The sequence below is a fragment of the Dactylosporangium sp. CA-152071 genome (genome assembly GCF_050936335.1).
Lineage (GTDB): Bacteria > Actinomycetota > Actinomycetes > Mycobacteriales > Micromonosporaceae > Dactylosporangium > Dactylosporangium maewongense.
In genome coordinates, this window is the sequence record NZ_JBNJMZ010000001.1 from 3911171 (window position 1) to 3925906 (window position 14736).

The 14736-nt window shown below is 72.5% G+C and carries 12 protein-coding genes; 6 read left to right on the plus strand and 6 right to left on the minus strand.

Going from position 1 to position 14736, the window contains the following annotated elements; genetic code table 11:
- Positions 1 to 40: 40 nt before the first annotated feature.
- Together ACQEVZ_RS17410 and ACQEVZ_RS17415 are read right to left on the minus strand one after the other, a co-directional pair.
- Positions 41 to 1354, minus strand: a complete 1314-nt coding sequence (locus tag ACQEVZ_RS17410) for an ABC transporter substrate-binding protein (protein WP_433367606.1) — start codon at positions 1352 to 1354, stop codon at positions 41 to 43.
- 413 nt (positions 1355 to 1767) lie between these two features.
- A complete protein-coding gene (locus ACQEVZ_RS17415; protein ID WP_344503128.1) occupies positions 1768 to 2313 on the minus strand; it encodes a plasmid pRiA4b ORF-3 family protein in 546 nt (181 codons plus the stop codon).
- Positions 2314 to 2499: 186 nt separating this feature from the next.
- On the opposite strand from ACQEVZ_RS17415, the gene ACQEVZ_RS17420 reads away from it, so the two are divergent.
- The 6 genes from ACQEVZ_RS17420 (at position 2500) to ACQEVZ_RS17445 (ending at position 10766) form a co-directional block, all read left to right on the plus strand.
- Positions 2500 to 3207: a pyrimidine reductase family protein gene (locus tag ACQEVZ_RS17420; protein WP_433376818.1), complete on the plus strand. Its 708-nt coding sequence runs from the start codon at positions 2500 to 2502 to the stop codon at positions 3205 to 3207.
- A 200-nt stretch (positions 3208 to 3407) separates the two neighbouring features.
- Positions 3408 to 5171 carry an ATP-binding protein gene (locus ACQEVZ_RS17425; RefSeq protein ID WP_354888379.1) on the plus strand — a complete coding sequence of 588 codons (1764 nt, stop codon included), beginning with the start codon at positions 3408 to 3410 and terminating at the stop codon, positions 5169 to 5171.
- Positions 5172 to 5193: 22 nt separating this feature from the next.
- The gene (locus ACQEVZ_RS17430; RefSeq protein WP_433367611.1) at positions 5194 to 6345 is read left to right on the plus strand and encodes a metallophosphoesterase family protein; all 1152 of its coding nucleotides are present in this window, start codon (positions 5194 to 5196) and stop codon (positions 6343 to 6345) included.
- A gap of 1 nt (position 6346) precedes the next feature.
- Positions 6347 to 8824, plus strand: coding sequence for an AAA family ATPase (locus ACQEVZ_RS17435; protein WP_433367614.1), 2478 nt, complete (start codon positions 6347 to 6349; stop codon positions 8822 to 8824).
- A complete protein-coding gene (locus ACQEVZ_RS17440) occupies positions 8821 to 9762 on the plus strand; it encodes a hypothetical protein (RefSeq protein ID WP_363402485.1) in 942 nt (313 codons plus the stop codon). The genes ACQEVZ_RS17435 and ACQEVZ_RS17440 overlap by 4 nt, the downstream gene beginning before the upstream one ends.
- A complete protein-coding gene (locus ACQEVZ_RS17445; RefSeq protein WP_433367619.1) occupies positions 9759 to 10766 on the plus strand; it encodes a DNA-3-methyladenine glycosylase family protein in 1008 nt (335 codons plus the stop codon). Before ACQEVZ_RS17440 ends, ACQEVZ_RS17445 begins: the two co-directional genes overlap by 4 nt.
- A 552-nt stretch (positions 10767 to 11318) precedes the next feature.
- On the opposite strand, the gene ACQEVZ_RS17450 is transcribed toward ACQEVZ_RS17445, so the two are convergent.
- From ACQEVZ_RS17450 to ACQEVZ_RS17465, 4 genes are read right to left on the minus strand one after another with little or no spacing between them, the layout of a single operon-like run.
- On the minus strand, positions 11319 to 11744 hold the full coding sequence (locus ACQEVZ_RS17450; RefSeq protein ID WP_433376821.1) for a GNAT family N-acetyltransferase: 426 nt from the start codon (positions 11742 to 11744) through the stop codon (positions 11319 to 11321).
- Between the two features lie 2 nt (positions 11745 to 11746).
- Entirely contained in the window at positions 11747 to 13120 is a 1374-nt protein-coding gene (locus ACQEVZ_RS17455) for an FAD-dependent oxidoreductase (protein WP_433367622.1), read from the minus strand.
- An 8-nt stretch (positions 13121 to 13128) separates the two neighbouring features.
- Complete coding sequence (locus tag ACQEVZ_RS17460; RefSeq protein WP_433367625.1) at positions 13129 to 14214, minus strand: hypothetical protein; 1086 nt, start codon at positions 14212 to 14214, stop codon at positions 13129 to 13131.
- Positions 14215 to 14267: 53 nt separating this feature from the next.
- A complete protein-coding gene (locus ACQEVZ_RS17465; protein ID WP_433367628.1) occupies positions 14268 to 14732 on the minus strand; it encodes an N-acetyltransferase family protein in 465 nt (154 codons plus the stop codon).
- Between the last annotated feature and the right edge of the window lie 4 nt (positions 14733 to 14736).

A 14736-nucleotide genomic window follows, 5' to 3' on the forward strand; every position in this document is an offset into this window, starting at 1 on the left:
GGCGTCAGGTTCGACGCCGCCTCCGCCGTCAACGCATCGGTCAGCCTTCGGCGAGTGCCTTGCTGTCCTTGATGGCCTTGTCCCAGCCCGCCTGGGCGCTCAGCTTGCCCTGCTCGGCGGCCTGCATGGCCGGCTCGAACCCGTTCTCCCACAGCGCCTGGTGCTTCGGGCCGAGGTAGATCGGCTTGAGGTCCTTGGCCGCACCGGCGTAGATCTTGCCGACCGGGGCGTTGTTGAAGTAGTCGTTCTTCGCCTCGGTGATCTTCGGGTCGTCCAGCGCGGCGATCGACGAGGGCAGCGGGCCCGCCTCGGCGAACGCGTCCAGGCCACCCTGCTTGCCGGTGATGAACTTGATCAGCTCGAAGGCCTGCTTCTTGTGCTTGCTCTGCTCGGGCACCGCGAGGTAGGAGCCGCCCCAGTTGCCACCCTTACCGGGGATGGTCGCGATGTCCCACTTGTTCTTGCCGGCGTCGCCGGCGCGCTCCTTGATGACACCCGTGTACCACGGCGGGCACGGCACGGTCGCGAACGCGGCGTTCTTGAACGCGGCGTCCCAGTCCGCCTGCCAGCGGGCGAGCTTCGCGGTCAGGCCCTTGGCGGCCATGTCCATGCCCAGGTCGTAGGCGTCCTTGACGGCCTTGTTGGTGTCGCCGATGTACTTGTCGCTCTTGTCGTAGAACCAGCTGTCCGCGTTCTGCATGATGTACGGCTGCATGATGCTCGTCGCCGAGTCGGTCCAGGCGGCGCCGGTGTTCTTCGACTTGAAGATCTCGCCCTGCTTGACGTACTCCTGCCAGGTCGGCCACAGCTTGCTGACCGCGTCGCGGTCAACCGGCAGGCCGGCCTTCTGGAAGAGGTCGGTGCGGTAGCACATCGCCAGGGGGCCGACGTCGGTGCCGAGGCCGACGAGCTTCTTGCCGTCCGCGGTGAAGGCGTTCTTCCACTTGAAGGCCAGGTAGTCCTTCTCCAGCGACGCCGCACCCAGGTCCAGCAGGTTGGCGAAGCCCTTGTTGTCCTTCAGGTACTGCAGCAGCATGCCCTCTTCGAGCATGACCACGTCACTCGCGCCGCTGCCGGCGGAGATCCACTGGGCGAGCTTCGGAGCGAAGTCCTTGGTCTGGCCTTCGTTCTTCACGTCGACCTTGATGTTCGGGTTGGCGGCCTCGAAGTCCTTGACCGCCTGGTTGAAGCCGGGCGTGCCGAAGTAGGACAGCGAGATGGTGACCGGGCCCGTGCCGTCGGCGCTGGGCTCGTCGTCCTTCTTCGCACTGCACGCGGTGGTCATACCGAGGGTAAGACCCACGGCGAGCGTGGCCGCGGCGATCGAACGCAGACGGCGTGAGGTGACGCTCATCCTGACCCCTCTCTCAGGTCGTGATGGGTGTGTGGTGGGGGTGTGATGCATCGACGGCGGACCCGGGTGTGAAGTCCGTCGTTCGGGTGTCGCGGGGTATGGCGGGTCGAGCATTTGAGTGGCCCCGTGGCCGCGGGGTGTGTCACCGGCCACAGCCACGGGAGCGCTCCCATGAGACTGGCGTCTCGTCCGCCAGGTGTCAATGGGGCAGTGGGAGCGTTCCCATTTCGTTACCGCAAGATTTCGACGAGCGGTTTTGTCCGCCTTTACCGCGACATGGTCGCTTCCAGCGCGGCGACCTCAGCGACGGAAGTCAATCCGGACACGCGGACGCGCGCCATCGACAGCTGTCGTCGCACGACAGTTCCATGAAAGCGTCATGGATCGATGTAATCGATCGACGGTCGTCGGGCTTACGTCATGCGGCGCAGGAGCGTGCTCACCCGGGCGGGATCGAAGGACGTCGGGTCGAAGGAGCGGCCGAGCCACTCGCGCATCGGGGCGTGGTCCGGGTGGTCCGGGTCGGCCAGGACGGCGACCAGGTCGCGGTAGCCCTCGGGCCCGCCCACGTCGTCGGGCGGGCAGCCGCGCTCGCCGGCGGTGCACACCGGGTAGGCCGTGTCCGGATCGGCGGGGAACACGTCCTCGACCGTCAGGTCGTGCTCCCACCAGTCGCCGAAGTCGTAGGTGTACCGCAGGCGGGCGTCCTTCTGGGCGACCGCGTCCAGGCGGGTGTCGAGCTCGTCCCGGACGTCGAGCAGGCCGTCGGGGTCGGGCACCCCGTACTGAACGCCGTCGATGTCGAAGACGTGCAGGTGACGGTCGCCCCAGCCCATCGCGAACTGCACGACACGGTGGACACGGTCGAGGGTGAAGCCGCCCGGGATGAGGACCCGTCGCCACACGGTGGGCTCGACGCCGTCGAGCGTGATGCGGAGTTGGATGATCGCGCGCGCCATGGTGCAGTCATTGTTGACCGAGGCGGTATGGCGGCGCACCCTGAAGTGGTGATCTGTCCTGCGTGTCGGGAGAAACGGCACGCCGACTGCCCCGGCGGCAACCGGTGCGACTGCCAGCACCGCGAGCCGGCGCCCACCCCTCCAGTGACGGGTGCGCCGGGGCCCTAAGGTTGGCTGGTGCAGCAGCTGTACCCGCATCCGGGAGACGTCGACCAGGCAACGCTCGTCGACCTGTACGCGCCGCCGCCGGAGCCCTCCGTGCGGGTGAACTTCGTGGCGAGCCTCGACGGCGCGGGGACGCTCGACGGCAGATCGGCGGGCCTGTCGGGGCCGGAGGACAAGCGGGTCTTCGGGATCCTGCGGATGCGCTGCGACGCGCTGCTCGTCGGCGCCGGCACGGTCCGCGACGAGGGCTACCGCGCGCTGCGCCTGGACGAGCAGCGGCGGCGGTGGCGCCTGGAGCACGGGCTGAGCGAGTACCCGACCCTGGTCATCGTCTCCGGCCGGGCGGACCTCGACCCCGCACAGCCCGCCCTCGCCGACGCGCCGGTCCGGCCGGTCGTCGTCACTCGGCACGGGACGGACACCGCGCACCTCGAGCCGGTGGCGGACGTCATCCGGGCGGGTGACCACCACGTGGACCTGGCCACGGCGATCGGACGCCTCCGCGCGGACGGCCACGCCCAGATCCTCAGCGAGGGCGGGCCGCGACTGTTCGGGTCGCTCACCGCGGCGGGCCTCGTCGACGAGCTGTGCCTGACGGTGTCGCCGTTGCTCGCCGGCCCCGGAGCGGGCAGGATCACCGCCGGACCCCTGGCACCGACCCCCGAGCACCTCACGCTGCGTCACGCCTTGCTGGCCGATGGTCAGCTGCTGCTGCGGTACGGGCGCTGAACCGAATCCACACCGCTGTCCACAGGCCTGTGGACAAGTGTCCCCAACTTGTGGACGCGCGATCGCCTTGCGACTGTTTTGCGGTGGTTTGGCCGTGTGAACGAACGTGAACGCGTCCACAGGTGGGCGTGGTGGCTTCGATCCGCCGGTGGTCTTGGGGCACGATGCACAGGCGAACACATGTACTGGGGGTCGACCGGATGGACGTTACGGACGATACGAAGGACGGGCCGGTCGTCGGCCGGGTCCTCGGCACCGCCGACGCGACCCCGCTCACGTTCTGGGTCGCCGTGAACGACGACGCCTACCTCCAGCTCGACGACGTCGTCGTCACCGAGCGTGAGCTCCCCGGCCAGCCACCGGTGAAGATCGCCGGCGTGGTGACCGCGGTCAGGGCCCGGCACGAGGGCGTCGTGTTCGACTCCGACGTGTTCCTCGTCGCCGACGGCACGCTGCCGGCGACGGTGCAGGAGGCGGCCGAGATCACCACGACCCGCGTCGATCCCGAGGTGTACGTCCCGCCGACCCCCGGCGCCGTCGTCCACCGGGCGCAGGGCGACGCGCGGGCCGGCGCCCTCTACTTCGACCGGATGGACCGCACGATCCCGATGGGCTTCGGCCGGGACGGCGCCGCGATGTTCATCAACGCGGACTTCCTCGACGGCAGCCGCGGCGCCCACGTGTCGATCTCCGGCATCTCCGGGGTGGCGACGAAGACGAGCTTCGCCACGTTCCTGCTCTACTCGGTGTTCCGGTCCGGCGTCCTGGGCGGCGCCGGCGAGACCGCCAACACCCGCGCGCTCATCTTCAACGTCAAGGGCGAGGACCTGCTGTTTCTCGACCACCCCAACAGCCGCCTCGACGCGGCGACGGAGGCCAACTACGCGCGGCTCGGGCTGGTCGCCGGCCCGTTCCCCGACGTGCGGGTCTACGCGCCGCCAAGGGCCGGCGACTCCTCCGGCACGCCGGACGTCAGCAGCCGGCTGACCGGGGTCGACAGCTTCTACTGGACGCTGCAGGAGTTCTGCACCGACCGCCTGCTGCCGTACGTGTTCGCCGACGCGGACGACGAGCGCCAGCAGTACACGATGGTGGTCCACTCGGTCACAGCCCACCTGGCGCGCATCGCGCAGCCCGCGGAGGGCGGCGTCGCCGTCGACGGCACCCGCCTCAACTCGTACGCCGACCTCGTCGACTACCTGGTGGAGCAGCTCAACGACGACGCGACCCGCGGGCAGTGGGCGGGCAGCGCGGTCGGGCTCGGCACGGTCAACGCGTTCGCCCGCCGGTTGATCGGCAGCAAGAAGGACCTGTCCCGGCTGATCCGCGGCGACCTCGCCACCCGCCGGCCGCACGCGGTCAACACCGCCGAGAGCGCCCAGGTGACCGTGGTCGACCTGCACAACCTGCCGGACCGGGCGCAGCGCTTCGTGGTCGGCGTGACGCTGCGCAGCGAGTTCGAGCGCAAGGAGAAGGCGGGCACGGCGAAGCCGCTGCTGTTCGTGGTGCTCGACGAGCTCAACAAGTACGCGCCGCGGGAGGGCACCAGCCCGATCAAGGAGGTGCTGCTCGACATCGCCGAGCGCGGGCGGTCCCTGGGCGTCGTGCTGATCGGCGCGCAGCAGACGGCGAGCGAGGTCGAGCGGCGCATCGTGGCCAACTCCGCGATCCGGGTCGTGGGCCGGCTCGACCCCGCGGAGGCGTCCCGGCCGGAGTACGGGTTCCTGCCCCCGGCCCAGCGCCAGCGGGCCCTGCTCGCCAAGCCCGGCACCATGTTCGTGTCGCAGCCGGAGATCCCGGTGCCGCTGTGCATCGAGTTCCCGTTCCCGTCGTGGGCGACCCGGCCCGCGGAGGCGGGCGCCGCGCCGAGCGCGACGCTGCGCTCGATCGCCCAGGCCAACGACTCGTTCGCGGTCGTCGCGCGGGTCGGCGGCGGCATCACCGACGACGAGATCCCCTTCTAGCCACTGCGAAAGGACTGCACCGGTGCGGATCCTGCACACCTCGGACTGGCACGTCGGCAAGGTCCTCAAAGGACAGTCGCGGGCCAACGACCACATCGCGGCCCTCAAGGCACTCGTCGACGTGGCCGAGGCCGAGCAGCCCGACCTGGTGATCGTCGCCGGGGACCTGTACGACTCGGCGAGCCCGCCCGCCGACGCCACGAAGATCGTCACGCGGGGGCTGTCGGCGCTGCGCAAGACGGGCGCGGACGTCGTCGTCATCGGCGGCAACCACGACAACGGCCAGGCCCTCGACGCGCTCCGGCCGTGGGCGGACGCGGCCGGCATCACCATCCGCGGCGCCCTCACGAAGCCCGAGGAGCTGCTGCTGGAGGGGCGGACGCGGGACGGCGAGGAGTGGCGGCTCGCCGCGCTGCCGTTCGTGTCCCAGCGGTACGCGCTGCGGGCGGCGGAGATGTTCGACCTCAGCGCGGCGGAGAGCGCGCAGAGCTACGCGCACCACATCGGCGGCCTGCTCGCCACCCTCGCCAAGGGGTTCGGGCGCGACACCGTCAACCTGATCACCGGGCACCTCACGGTCATCGGCGCGACGATGGGCGGCGGCGAGCGCGAGGCGCACACCATCATGGGCTACGCCGTGCCCGCGTCGGTCTTCCCGTCCTCGGCGCACTACGTCGCGCTCGGCCACCTGCACCGGGCGCAGACCGTCAACGGGCCCTGCCCGATCCGCTACTGCGGCAGCCCGCTGCCGATCGACTTCGGCGAGGAGGAGAACTTCTCCGCCGTCGCGGTCGTCGACGTGACCACCAGCACCGCGGCGCGGGTCCGCGAGGTGCCCCTGCCGGTCGCGACCCCGCTGCGGACGGTCCGTGGCACGCTCGCCCAGCTGGCCACCCTGGACACCGGTGAGGCGTGGCTGCGGGTGTACGTGTCGGAGCAGCCCCGGGCGGGCCTCCGCGAGGAGGTCCAGGAGCTGCTGCCGAAGGCCCTGGAGGTGCGCATCGACCCGAAGCTGCTGCCCGACCCGAAGGCCGCCGAGCGGGCCGCGGCGCGCGCCGGCCGGTCCGCGGGCGAGCTGTTCGCCGACTACCTCGGCCAGAAGGGCCACGCGGACGACGCCACGGTCAAGCTGTTCCACCAGCTGCACGACGAAGTCCAGGAGGCGAGGAACTGACATGCGGCCCATTCGCTTGGACCTGGACGGGTTCACCGTCTTCCGGCGGCCGACGACGGTCGACTTCACCGACACGGACTTCTTCGCGCTCGTCGGGCCGACCGGCTCCGGCAAGTCGACGATCCTCGACGCGATCACGTTCGCGCTCTACGGCACCGTCCCCCGCTGGGGCGACCGGCGCGCGATCGCCAACGCGCTCGCCCCGTCGGCGACCGAGGCGAGGGTGCGGTTCGTGTTCGAGTCCGCGGGCGTGCGCTACGTCCTCGCCCGGGTCGTGCGCCGCGACGGCAAGGGCGCGGTCAGCACCAAGCACGCCGGCCTGGAGGCGCTCCCGCACGGCTTCGACCTGTCGCGCTTCGACAGCGGGCTCAGCGCCGAGGACATGGGCACCGTGCTCGCCGGCACGCCCATGGAGGTCGACCTGGCGGTGCAGAGCGTGATCGGCCTGCCCTACGAGCAGTTCACCAAGTGCGTGGTGCTGCCGCAGGGCGAGTTCGCGGCGTTCCTGCACGCCAAGCCGGCCGAGCGGCAGAAGATCCTCGTCAACCTGCTGGGTCTCGACGTGTACGGGCAGATCCGCGAGCGCGCGAACCTGCGCGGCAGCGCCGCCGACGCGAAGCTGAAGGTCCTCGGGGAGCAGCTCAGCGGCATGTCCGACGTGGACGACGCGGCCCTCGCCGCGGCGGTCGCGAGGGCGGAGACGCTCCGGGCGCTCGCCGGCGACGTCGACCGGATCGGGCCGCAGCTGGCCGACGCGGCGAAGCTCGCCGTCGCCGCCGCGGCCACGCTCACCGACCTGGACGCCGACATCGACCGGCTGACCCGGCTGCGGGTGCCGGCCGACGCGGGCACCCTGGCGGCGGGCGCGGCGCAGGCCCGCGCCGCGGTCACGGCCGCCGCCGACGCGGTCCGCACCGTGGAGGAGCGGGAGGAGAAGCTGCGCGGCGAGCTGCAGGGCGCCGGCGACCAGACCGCGCTGCGGCGGCTCCTCGACGCGCACGCCGAGCGCGACCGGCTCGCCGGCGAGGCCGCCACCGTCCATGCGACCGTCGCGGCGGCCGAGCAGGAGCACGGGAAGGCCACCGCCGCGCTGGGGGTGGCTCGTACCAAGGCCGCCGACGCGATGGGAGCGCTGGAGGCGGCCAGGGAGGCCTACCAGACCGCGGTCGCCGTCGACCGGGCCACCGCGCTGCGGCCGCACCTGCGGGTCGGCGACGAGTGCCCGGTGTGCACCCAGACCGTGCGGACGCTGCCGGAGACGCCGCTCGAGCCGGCGGTCGCGGCGGCCAAGGCGGCCGGCGACGCGGCCCGCAAGCGCAGCGACGCCGCCGAACGGGTCGTCGCCGACCAGGACAAGATCGTGCGCGACCTCGACCGGGGGCTCGCCGCGGCGCGGGCGCACGCCGAGCAGGTCGACGCCCGGATGTCCACACTGGACAGGGCGCTGGACGGCGCGCCGGCGCCCGACGCCCTGCGCCGCGACCTCGACACCATCGCGAAGCTCCACAGTGGACTGGAGAAGGCCGGCGCCGAGGTCCGCAAGGCGCGCGAGGCGCACCGCAGGGCCGCCGGCGCCGCCGACCGGGCCGAGGACCAGCTGCGCGCGGCGTGGAAGGCGTTCGACACGGCCCGCGACGCGCTCGCCGCGTTCGGCCCGCCGCCCGCGGACCGCGACGACCTCGCCGACGCGTGGGCGGCGCTGACCGGCTGGGCCGGCACCGCAGCCGGCGAGCGGCAGGCCCGCCGCCCCGCGGCCGCCGAGGCGGTCCAGGACGCCGAGGCGCGGGTCACCGCGGTCCGCCACGAGCTGCGGGCGCGCTTCGCCGACGCGGGGCTGCCGGCGCCCGGCGCCGACCCGGCCCGCGAGGCCGCCGTCGCCGTGGAGCGGGCCGAGGCGGCGCACCGGCGGATCGAGGAGCGGCGCGCCGAGGCCGCCAGGCTGACCGCGCAGCGCGACGAGGTCGCGCGGGAGGCGCAGGTCGCGAAGGCCCTCGCCCAGCACCTGCGGGCTGACCGCTTCGAGCGGTGGCTGCTCGCCGAGGCCCTCGACACGCTCGTCGACGGCGCGTCGCGGACGCTGCGGGAGCTGTCCGGCGGGCAGTACGACCTCGGCCACGAGAAGGGCGAGTTCTACGTCGTCGACCACCACGACGCCGGCCTGCGGCGCGCGGTGCGGACGCTGTCCGGCGGCGAGACGTTCCAGGCGTCCCTCGCCCTCGCGCTCGCCCTGTCGGAGCAGCTGGCCGGCCTGTCGACGGCGTCGGCGAGCCTCGAGTCGATCGTCCTCGACGAAGGCTTCGGCACCCTCGACCAGTCCACATTGGACACCGTCGCGGCGACCCTGGAGGCCCTCGCCGCGCGCGGCGACCGGATGGTCGGCGTCGTCACGCACGTCGGCGCGCTCGCCGAGCGCATCCCCGTCAGGTTCGAGGTGCGCAGGGACGCGCGCACCGCCCGGGTGGAACGGGTCGGACTGTGAAGTTTCACGTCGACGCGTGGGACCCGTCCTACGGGGTGGCGTTCGAGGCCGCCGCCGCGGACGGTCCGCAGGCGCAGAGCAGCGCGCAGATCCAGCCCGACGTCGAGTTGCCCGCCCAGGCCTGGCGGGGCGTCGACGCGCCCGCCGGGCTGCGGCCGCCCGGCACCGTCCTCGTCGTCGACGGCGTCCAGCGCATCGACGCGCGGGTCTGGGCCACCGACGACGACGGCGTCACATACCCCGGCGTCGCCGCCTCCTACGCGGCCGGCGTCGTGCGCTGCGACCTCGACCGGGGCGCCGCCGCGATCGCCACGACCCGCATCGAGCGCGGCCTGTTCACCCCGTTCGAGCTGGCCCCGCCCCTGGTCGCCGGCGCCGTCCGCTACCCGGCGATCCGGGTCTCCCGGGGCGAGCCGAAGGACCTGGCGCTGGGCGTACAGCGGCACATGCGGGCACTGGAGGTCGGCGTGTCCGGCGAGGAGCGCGACGACGGCGACCTGCTCATCGTCGACGGCCCGCTGCAGGAGCGCGCGCACCTGCCCCGCGCCCTGGGCTACATCAAGACCCACCGCGTCGAGTACCTGCCGGCGGACCTGACCGCCGTCGTCACCGGGCTGCGCGGCGGCCAGCGCTCCCCCGTGTTCCTCCTCGGCACCTCGTGGCACCGGTTCGCCTGGTACCTGCGGCTGCCGGGACCGGAAGGGTCGCCGTGGGCGGGCATCGTGCGGGCCGAGTGCTCCGCCGACCTGCTCCCCGCCGACGCGATCGCCCTCGCGCACCTGTCGGCGGTCACCCTCCCCCGCTTCGCCTCCAGCGCCTACAAGGACCCGCGGGCCCCGCAGAACCTCATCCCGATCGCGGGCCTGGAGCGTAAGCTGCGCGCCATGCTCGGCGACGCCCGCCTCCTGCACCGCGCCCTCGCCAAGGCCGCCCGGTGAGGACGTTCGACTGCCCGCCCCGCTACGACCTGGCGGGGACGCTGCGCGGCCTGTGCCTCATCAACGGCGACCCGACGCTGTCCGTCGGCGCGCGGGAGGGCTGGTTCGCCACCCGTACACCCGACGGCCCGGGCACACTCCAGCTGACGCTCACGGGAGCCTCGCCGGTCGCTGGTTCCTCGCCGGTCGCTGGTTCCTCGGCGGCCGCTGGTTCCTCGGCGGCCGCTGGTTCCTCGGCGGCCGCTGGTTCCTCGGCGGCCGCTGGTTCCTCGCTGGTCGCGACCGCCTACGGCCCGGGCGCCGACTGGCTCCTCGACCGTGCCGACGCCGTGGCCGGGCTCCGGGACGACCTCACCGGCTTCCTCGACCTCGCCCGTCAGCACCCGCTCCTGTACCGCCTCGCCCGCGAGCACTCGGGCCTGCGCATCGGCGCGACCGGCCGGGTCTTCCACCACCTGGTCCCGGCCGTCCTCGGCCAGAAGGTCACCGGCAAGGAGGCCCGCGACGGCTACGTGCGCCTCCTGCGCCACTTCAGCACCGACCCCGCCCCCGGCCCCCATCCCCGGCTCCGCCTGCCCCCTCCACCCGAGGCGATCGCCGCCGCGCCCTACTGGGTGTTCCACCCCTTCGGCATCGAACAGAAACGCGCCGACGCCCTGCGCCGCGTCGCCGCCGAAGCATCCCGCCTGGAGCGCTGCACCACCGCCGCCGACGCCGTCGCGCGGCTGCTCACCATCCGCGGCATCGGCCCCTGGACCGCCGCCGAGGTCACCCGCGCCGCCTACGGCGACCCCGACGCCGTCTCCGTCGGCGACTACCACGTCAAGAACGTCGTGGCCTACGCCCTGACCGGCGCGGCCCGCGGCACCGACGAGCACATGCTGGAGCTGCTCGCCCCGTACGCCGGCCACCGCGGCCGCGTCTGCGGCCTGCTGGCCGCCGCGGGCATCACCGCCCCCAAGTTCGGCCCCCGCATGCCCCTACGCAGCTTCGCCCGCTTCTGACCTAGCTGTGTGCCCTCCCATGATCCGGAAGACTTTGTGTCGCCAGAGCAGCACAAAGTCTTCCGGATCACGAGAAACCGGAACGGCGGCAGACTTCCAGCTGCTCGGTCGCTGCGACTCGGTCACCCGGAGTGGCCCGCCGACAATCGTTCGGCTCGCGGTAGCATGCCGGCCAGCTCGCAGCACGACCTCAGCCGAACGCTCGTCCACCGCCCCACAGCGTGATCCGGAAGAGTTCATGTCTTCATGGCAGCACAAAGTCTTCCGGATCATGGGGATCTGCGCCCGGCCCCCGATCTCCCCTTGGCCGCCGCTTGATCGAATGACGGATCTGGCTGTGATAACGACCAGAACTGCAATTCGATCACCGCGGAGCACGCGAAGATCGGCGGCCGGCAGGGTCGCGGGGAGTAGGCGCCGGATGCGGCGCGCATGCGCCGCTTGGTCTGCCTCGCGCCATAGCGCGGGCAGTGCGGCGCGGAGCGGCGCATTGGGGTGCGGGTGAGAATCCCCGCCGGGCCCCGCCGCGGCAGCGGTGGGGGGAATTGCAGCTCAGGTTCGGCGCATGGTGATGTGTTCGATGCCGTCCTCGAGGTAGGGGGTGCCTGTGGCGACGAAGCCGAACCGTTCGTACACGCGGACGGCCGTCGTCTGGGCGTCCAGGACCGCGGGGCGGGGGCCGATCAGGGCGACCGCCTCGGCGAGAAGGCGGGCGGCGAGGCCCTGGCCCCGGTGGGTGGCGGCGGTGACCACGCGGCCGATGCGGGCGGTGCCGTCCGGGTCGGTGAGGACGCGCAGGCAGGCCGTGACGGCGCCGGCGGGGTCGCTGAGCCAGATGTGGACGGTGGCGGGTTCGGTGTCGCGGCCGTCCAGCTCGGGGTAGGGGCACGCCTGCTCGACGACGAAGACGTCGCTGCGGAGGCGGAGGATGGCGTACAGGGTGAAGACGTCCAACGAGGCGAAGGGCGCGCTGTGGATGATCACGGCCTGAGCCTAGCCAGCTGCTCGGCGGTCTTGCGGGCGGCGATGAGGACGGGGTCCCAGACCGGGGCGAAGGGCGGGGCGTAGGAGAGGTCCAGGCCGGTCATCTCCTCGACGGTCATGCCGTGCCAGAGGGCGACGGCGAGGGCGTCGATGCGCTTCGCGGCGCCTTCCTGGCCGACGATCTGGGCGCCCAGGAGGCGGCCGGTGGTGCGTTCGGCGATCAGCTTCGTGGTGATGGGGAGGGCCCCGGGGAAGTAGCCGGCGCGGGTGGTCGACTCGGTGACGGCGGAGAACACCTCGAAGCCCGCACCCAATGCCTCGGCGGTGGTGAGGCCGGTGCGGGCGACCTCGTGCGAGCAGATCTTCGACACGGCGGTGCCGACGACGCCGGGGAAGGTGGCGTAGCCGCCGCCGATGTTGATGCCCGCGGCGCGGCCCTGCTTGTTGGCGTGGGTGCCGAGGGCGATCGCGGTGGGGCGCTGCGAGATCAGGTGGTGCACCTCGACGCAGTCGCCGGCGGCCCAGACGCCCTCCGCGGACGTGCGCTGGCGGCGGTCGACGACGATGCCGCCGGACGCGCCGACCGCGATGCCCGCGTCGGCCGCGAGGGCGCTGTTGGGTTTCGTGCCGAGGCCGAGAATGACGACGTCGGCCGGCAGCGTCCCGGCGTCGGTGCGGACCGCGGTGACCCGGCCGGCGTCCGACGAGAAGCCCGAGAGGCGGCATGACAGCCGCAGGTCGACGCCGAGGTCGCGCAGCGCGTTCGCGACGAGGCCGGCCATGTCGGGGTCGAGGGTGCGCATGGGCTGGTCGGCGGCGTCGATGAGGGTGACCTCCAGACCGCGGCGGATCATCGCCTCCGCCATCTCGAGGCCGATGTACCCGGCACCGACGACCACCGCGCGCTTCGGCGCACGGTCCTCCAGGAACGACAGCAGCCGGATGCCGTCCTCCAGCGTCTGTACGCCGTGGATGCCGGCCGCGTCGGCGCCCGGGACGTCGGGGCGGGCCGGCACGCCGCCGGTGGCGATGACGAGCTGGTCGAAGGGTTCGTCGTAGGTGCGCTCCCCGGACCGGACGGTCACGGAGCGGGAGGGCAGCGAGATCCCCACGACCTCGCAGCCGAGGCGCAGGTCGATGTCGAGCTTGCGGAACTCCTCGGGCGTACGGGCGACCAGGTCGTCCGGCGTGGAGACGTCGCCGGCCACCAGGTACGGGATGCCGCACGCCGAATAGGAGACGTGCTGCCCCTTCTCGAACGCCACGATCCGCAGGTCGGCGGCGGGTCGGCGGCGGCGGGCCTGCGAGGCGGCGCTCATCCCTGCGGCGTCGCCGCCGATGACGACCAGACGTTCCAGTGAAGCGGTCACCAGATCATTTAATCGTGTTTGTCCGGCGCGGGGATCGGCGCGCCGGTGTCGTCCCAGACGTTTCCGGAATTGGCGCTCAGCGTGGTCTGCGTACTGATGAGAATGGGGCAGACGTATCTGGTGTTGCGGCCGAAGCGGTTGTTCACCACGGCGATGCCGGTCATCGGGGTGGGGCCGCCGCCGCGGTGGGCGAAGTTGAGCACGCAGGAGCCGCCGTCGAGCCAGTTGTTCTCGACGCGCACGTCACCGCTGGCGCCGCCCTCCTGCGTGATCTGGAAGGCGGCGTTGGCTTCGGCGCCCGGGTAGAGCACGTTGTGCCGCAACGTGATGCGGCGCTTGCCGCGGGTGTCGACGGCGTCGTTGACGGTCGCGCCCGGGGCGCCGGTGCTGAAGAACGTCAGGTCGTGGATCCAGGAGTCCTGGATGACGACGTCGTTGCCGGCCTTCACGCCGTCGACGGTGCCGTGGATGTTGACCCGGGTCAGGGTCGTGGCGGTAGCCCACACGCCGTCGAGGCACGCGTTGGGGCTGGCCGGGGCGATCTCGACGTCCTCGATGACCGCGCTGCCGACGACCTCGATCACGGCGGCCGAGCAGCGCGCCGCCCCGCCCCGCACGATCGAGTTGCGGATCGTCACGTTCTTCCCGGTGATGCGGACGTACCCGCGGATGTCGGCGTTCGAGACCACGGCGTTGTCGACGGACAGCGTCTGGTCGCCCGTGAGTACGGTCAGCGCCGTGCCGGCGATCACGCCGGTGTTGACGGCGGCGGGCTTCCCACCGCCCCGCGACACGACCCTCGGCACGGCGGACGGCGACGCGCCGGCCGACACCGACGGTGACGGGGACCGGGACGCCGAGGGCGACGGCGAGGCACCGGAGCCGGGCAGCCCCGCCCGCTCCGCGGAGCGGCGCTCCTCGGGGGTCAGGCCGTCCACGGATGCCCGGCGATCGGGCTGCGTCAACGGATACACCATGATCGCCGTCAGTGTCACCGTCACGACGCCGGCGACCGCGACGCCGATCGGCCCCCAGTGAAAGCGGCGCCAGTCCACGCGTCGCCCAGTCGCCGGAAGATCACTCTCGGTGGTCACTGACCCTTTCTAGTGGTACCAGAGTGACGTTGTCCACCTATTGATGCGTGTGTTTACGGAAGTGTCTTCGACATCTGCCGCGAAGTCGTCTCGAACCCCAACGATTCGTACAGGCGCAGCGCCCCCGGGTTGTGACCGAAGACGTTGAGGCCGACCCGGGTCACGCCGCGGGCGCGCAGTTCCTCCTCGGCGGCGAGCATCAGCGCCCGGCCGTGGCCGCGGCGGCGGTGCGCCTCCTCGACGGAGATCTCGTAGATCCACGCCTGCGCCCGGTCGGGCGTCGGCAGCCCGATCCACAGGTGCCCGACCACGTCGCCGTCCACGACGCCCGCGTAGAGCAGGTGCCCCTCGGTGGCGAGGCCGTCGGGCAGCCACGTCGCGAACTGCCGCTCGATCCGCGCCTCGACCTCGGCCGGGGAGCCGCGCCCCGCCCGCACCTCGTCGAGCGCATAGGCCGCCTTCAGCGCGGCGGTGAAGGACGTGAACTCGGACGGGGTGAGCGGGCGCAGCGTGAGCATGACG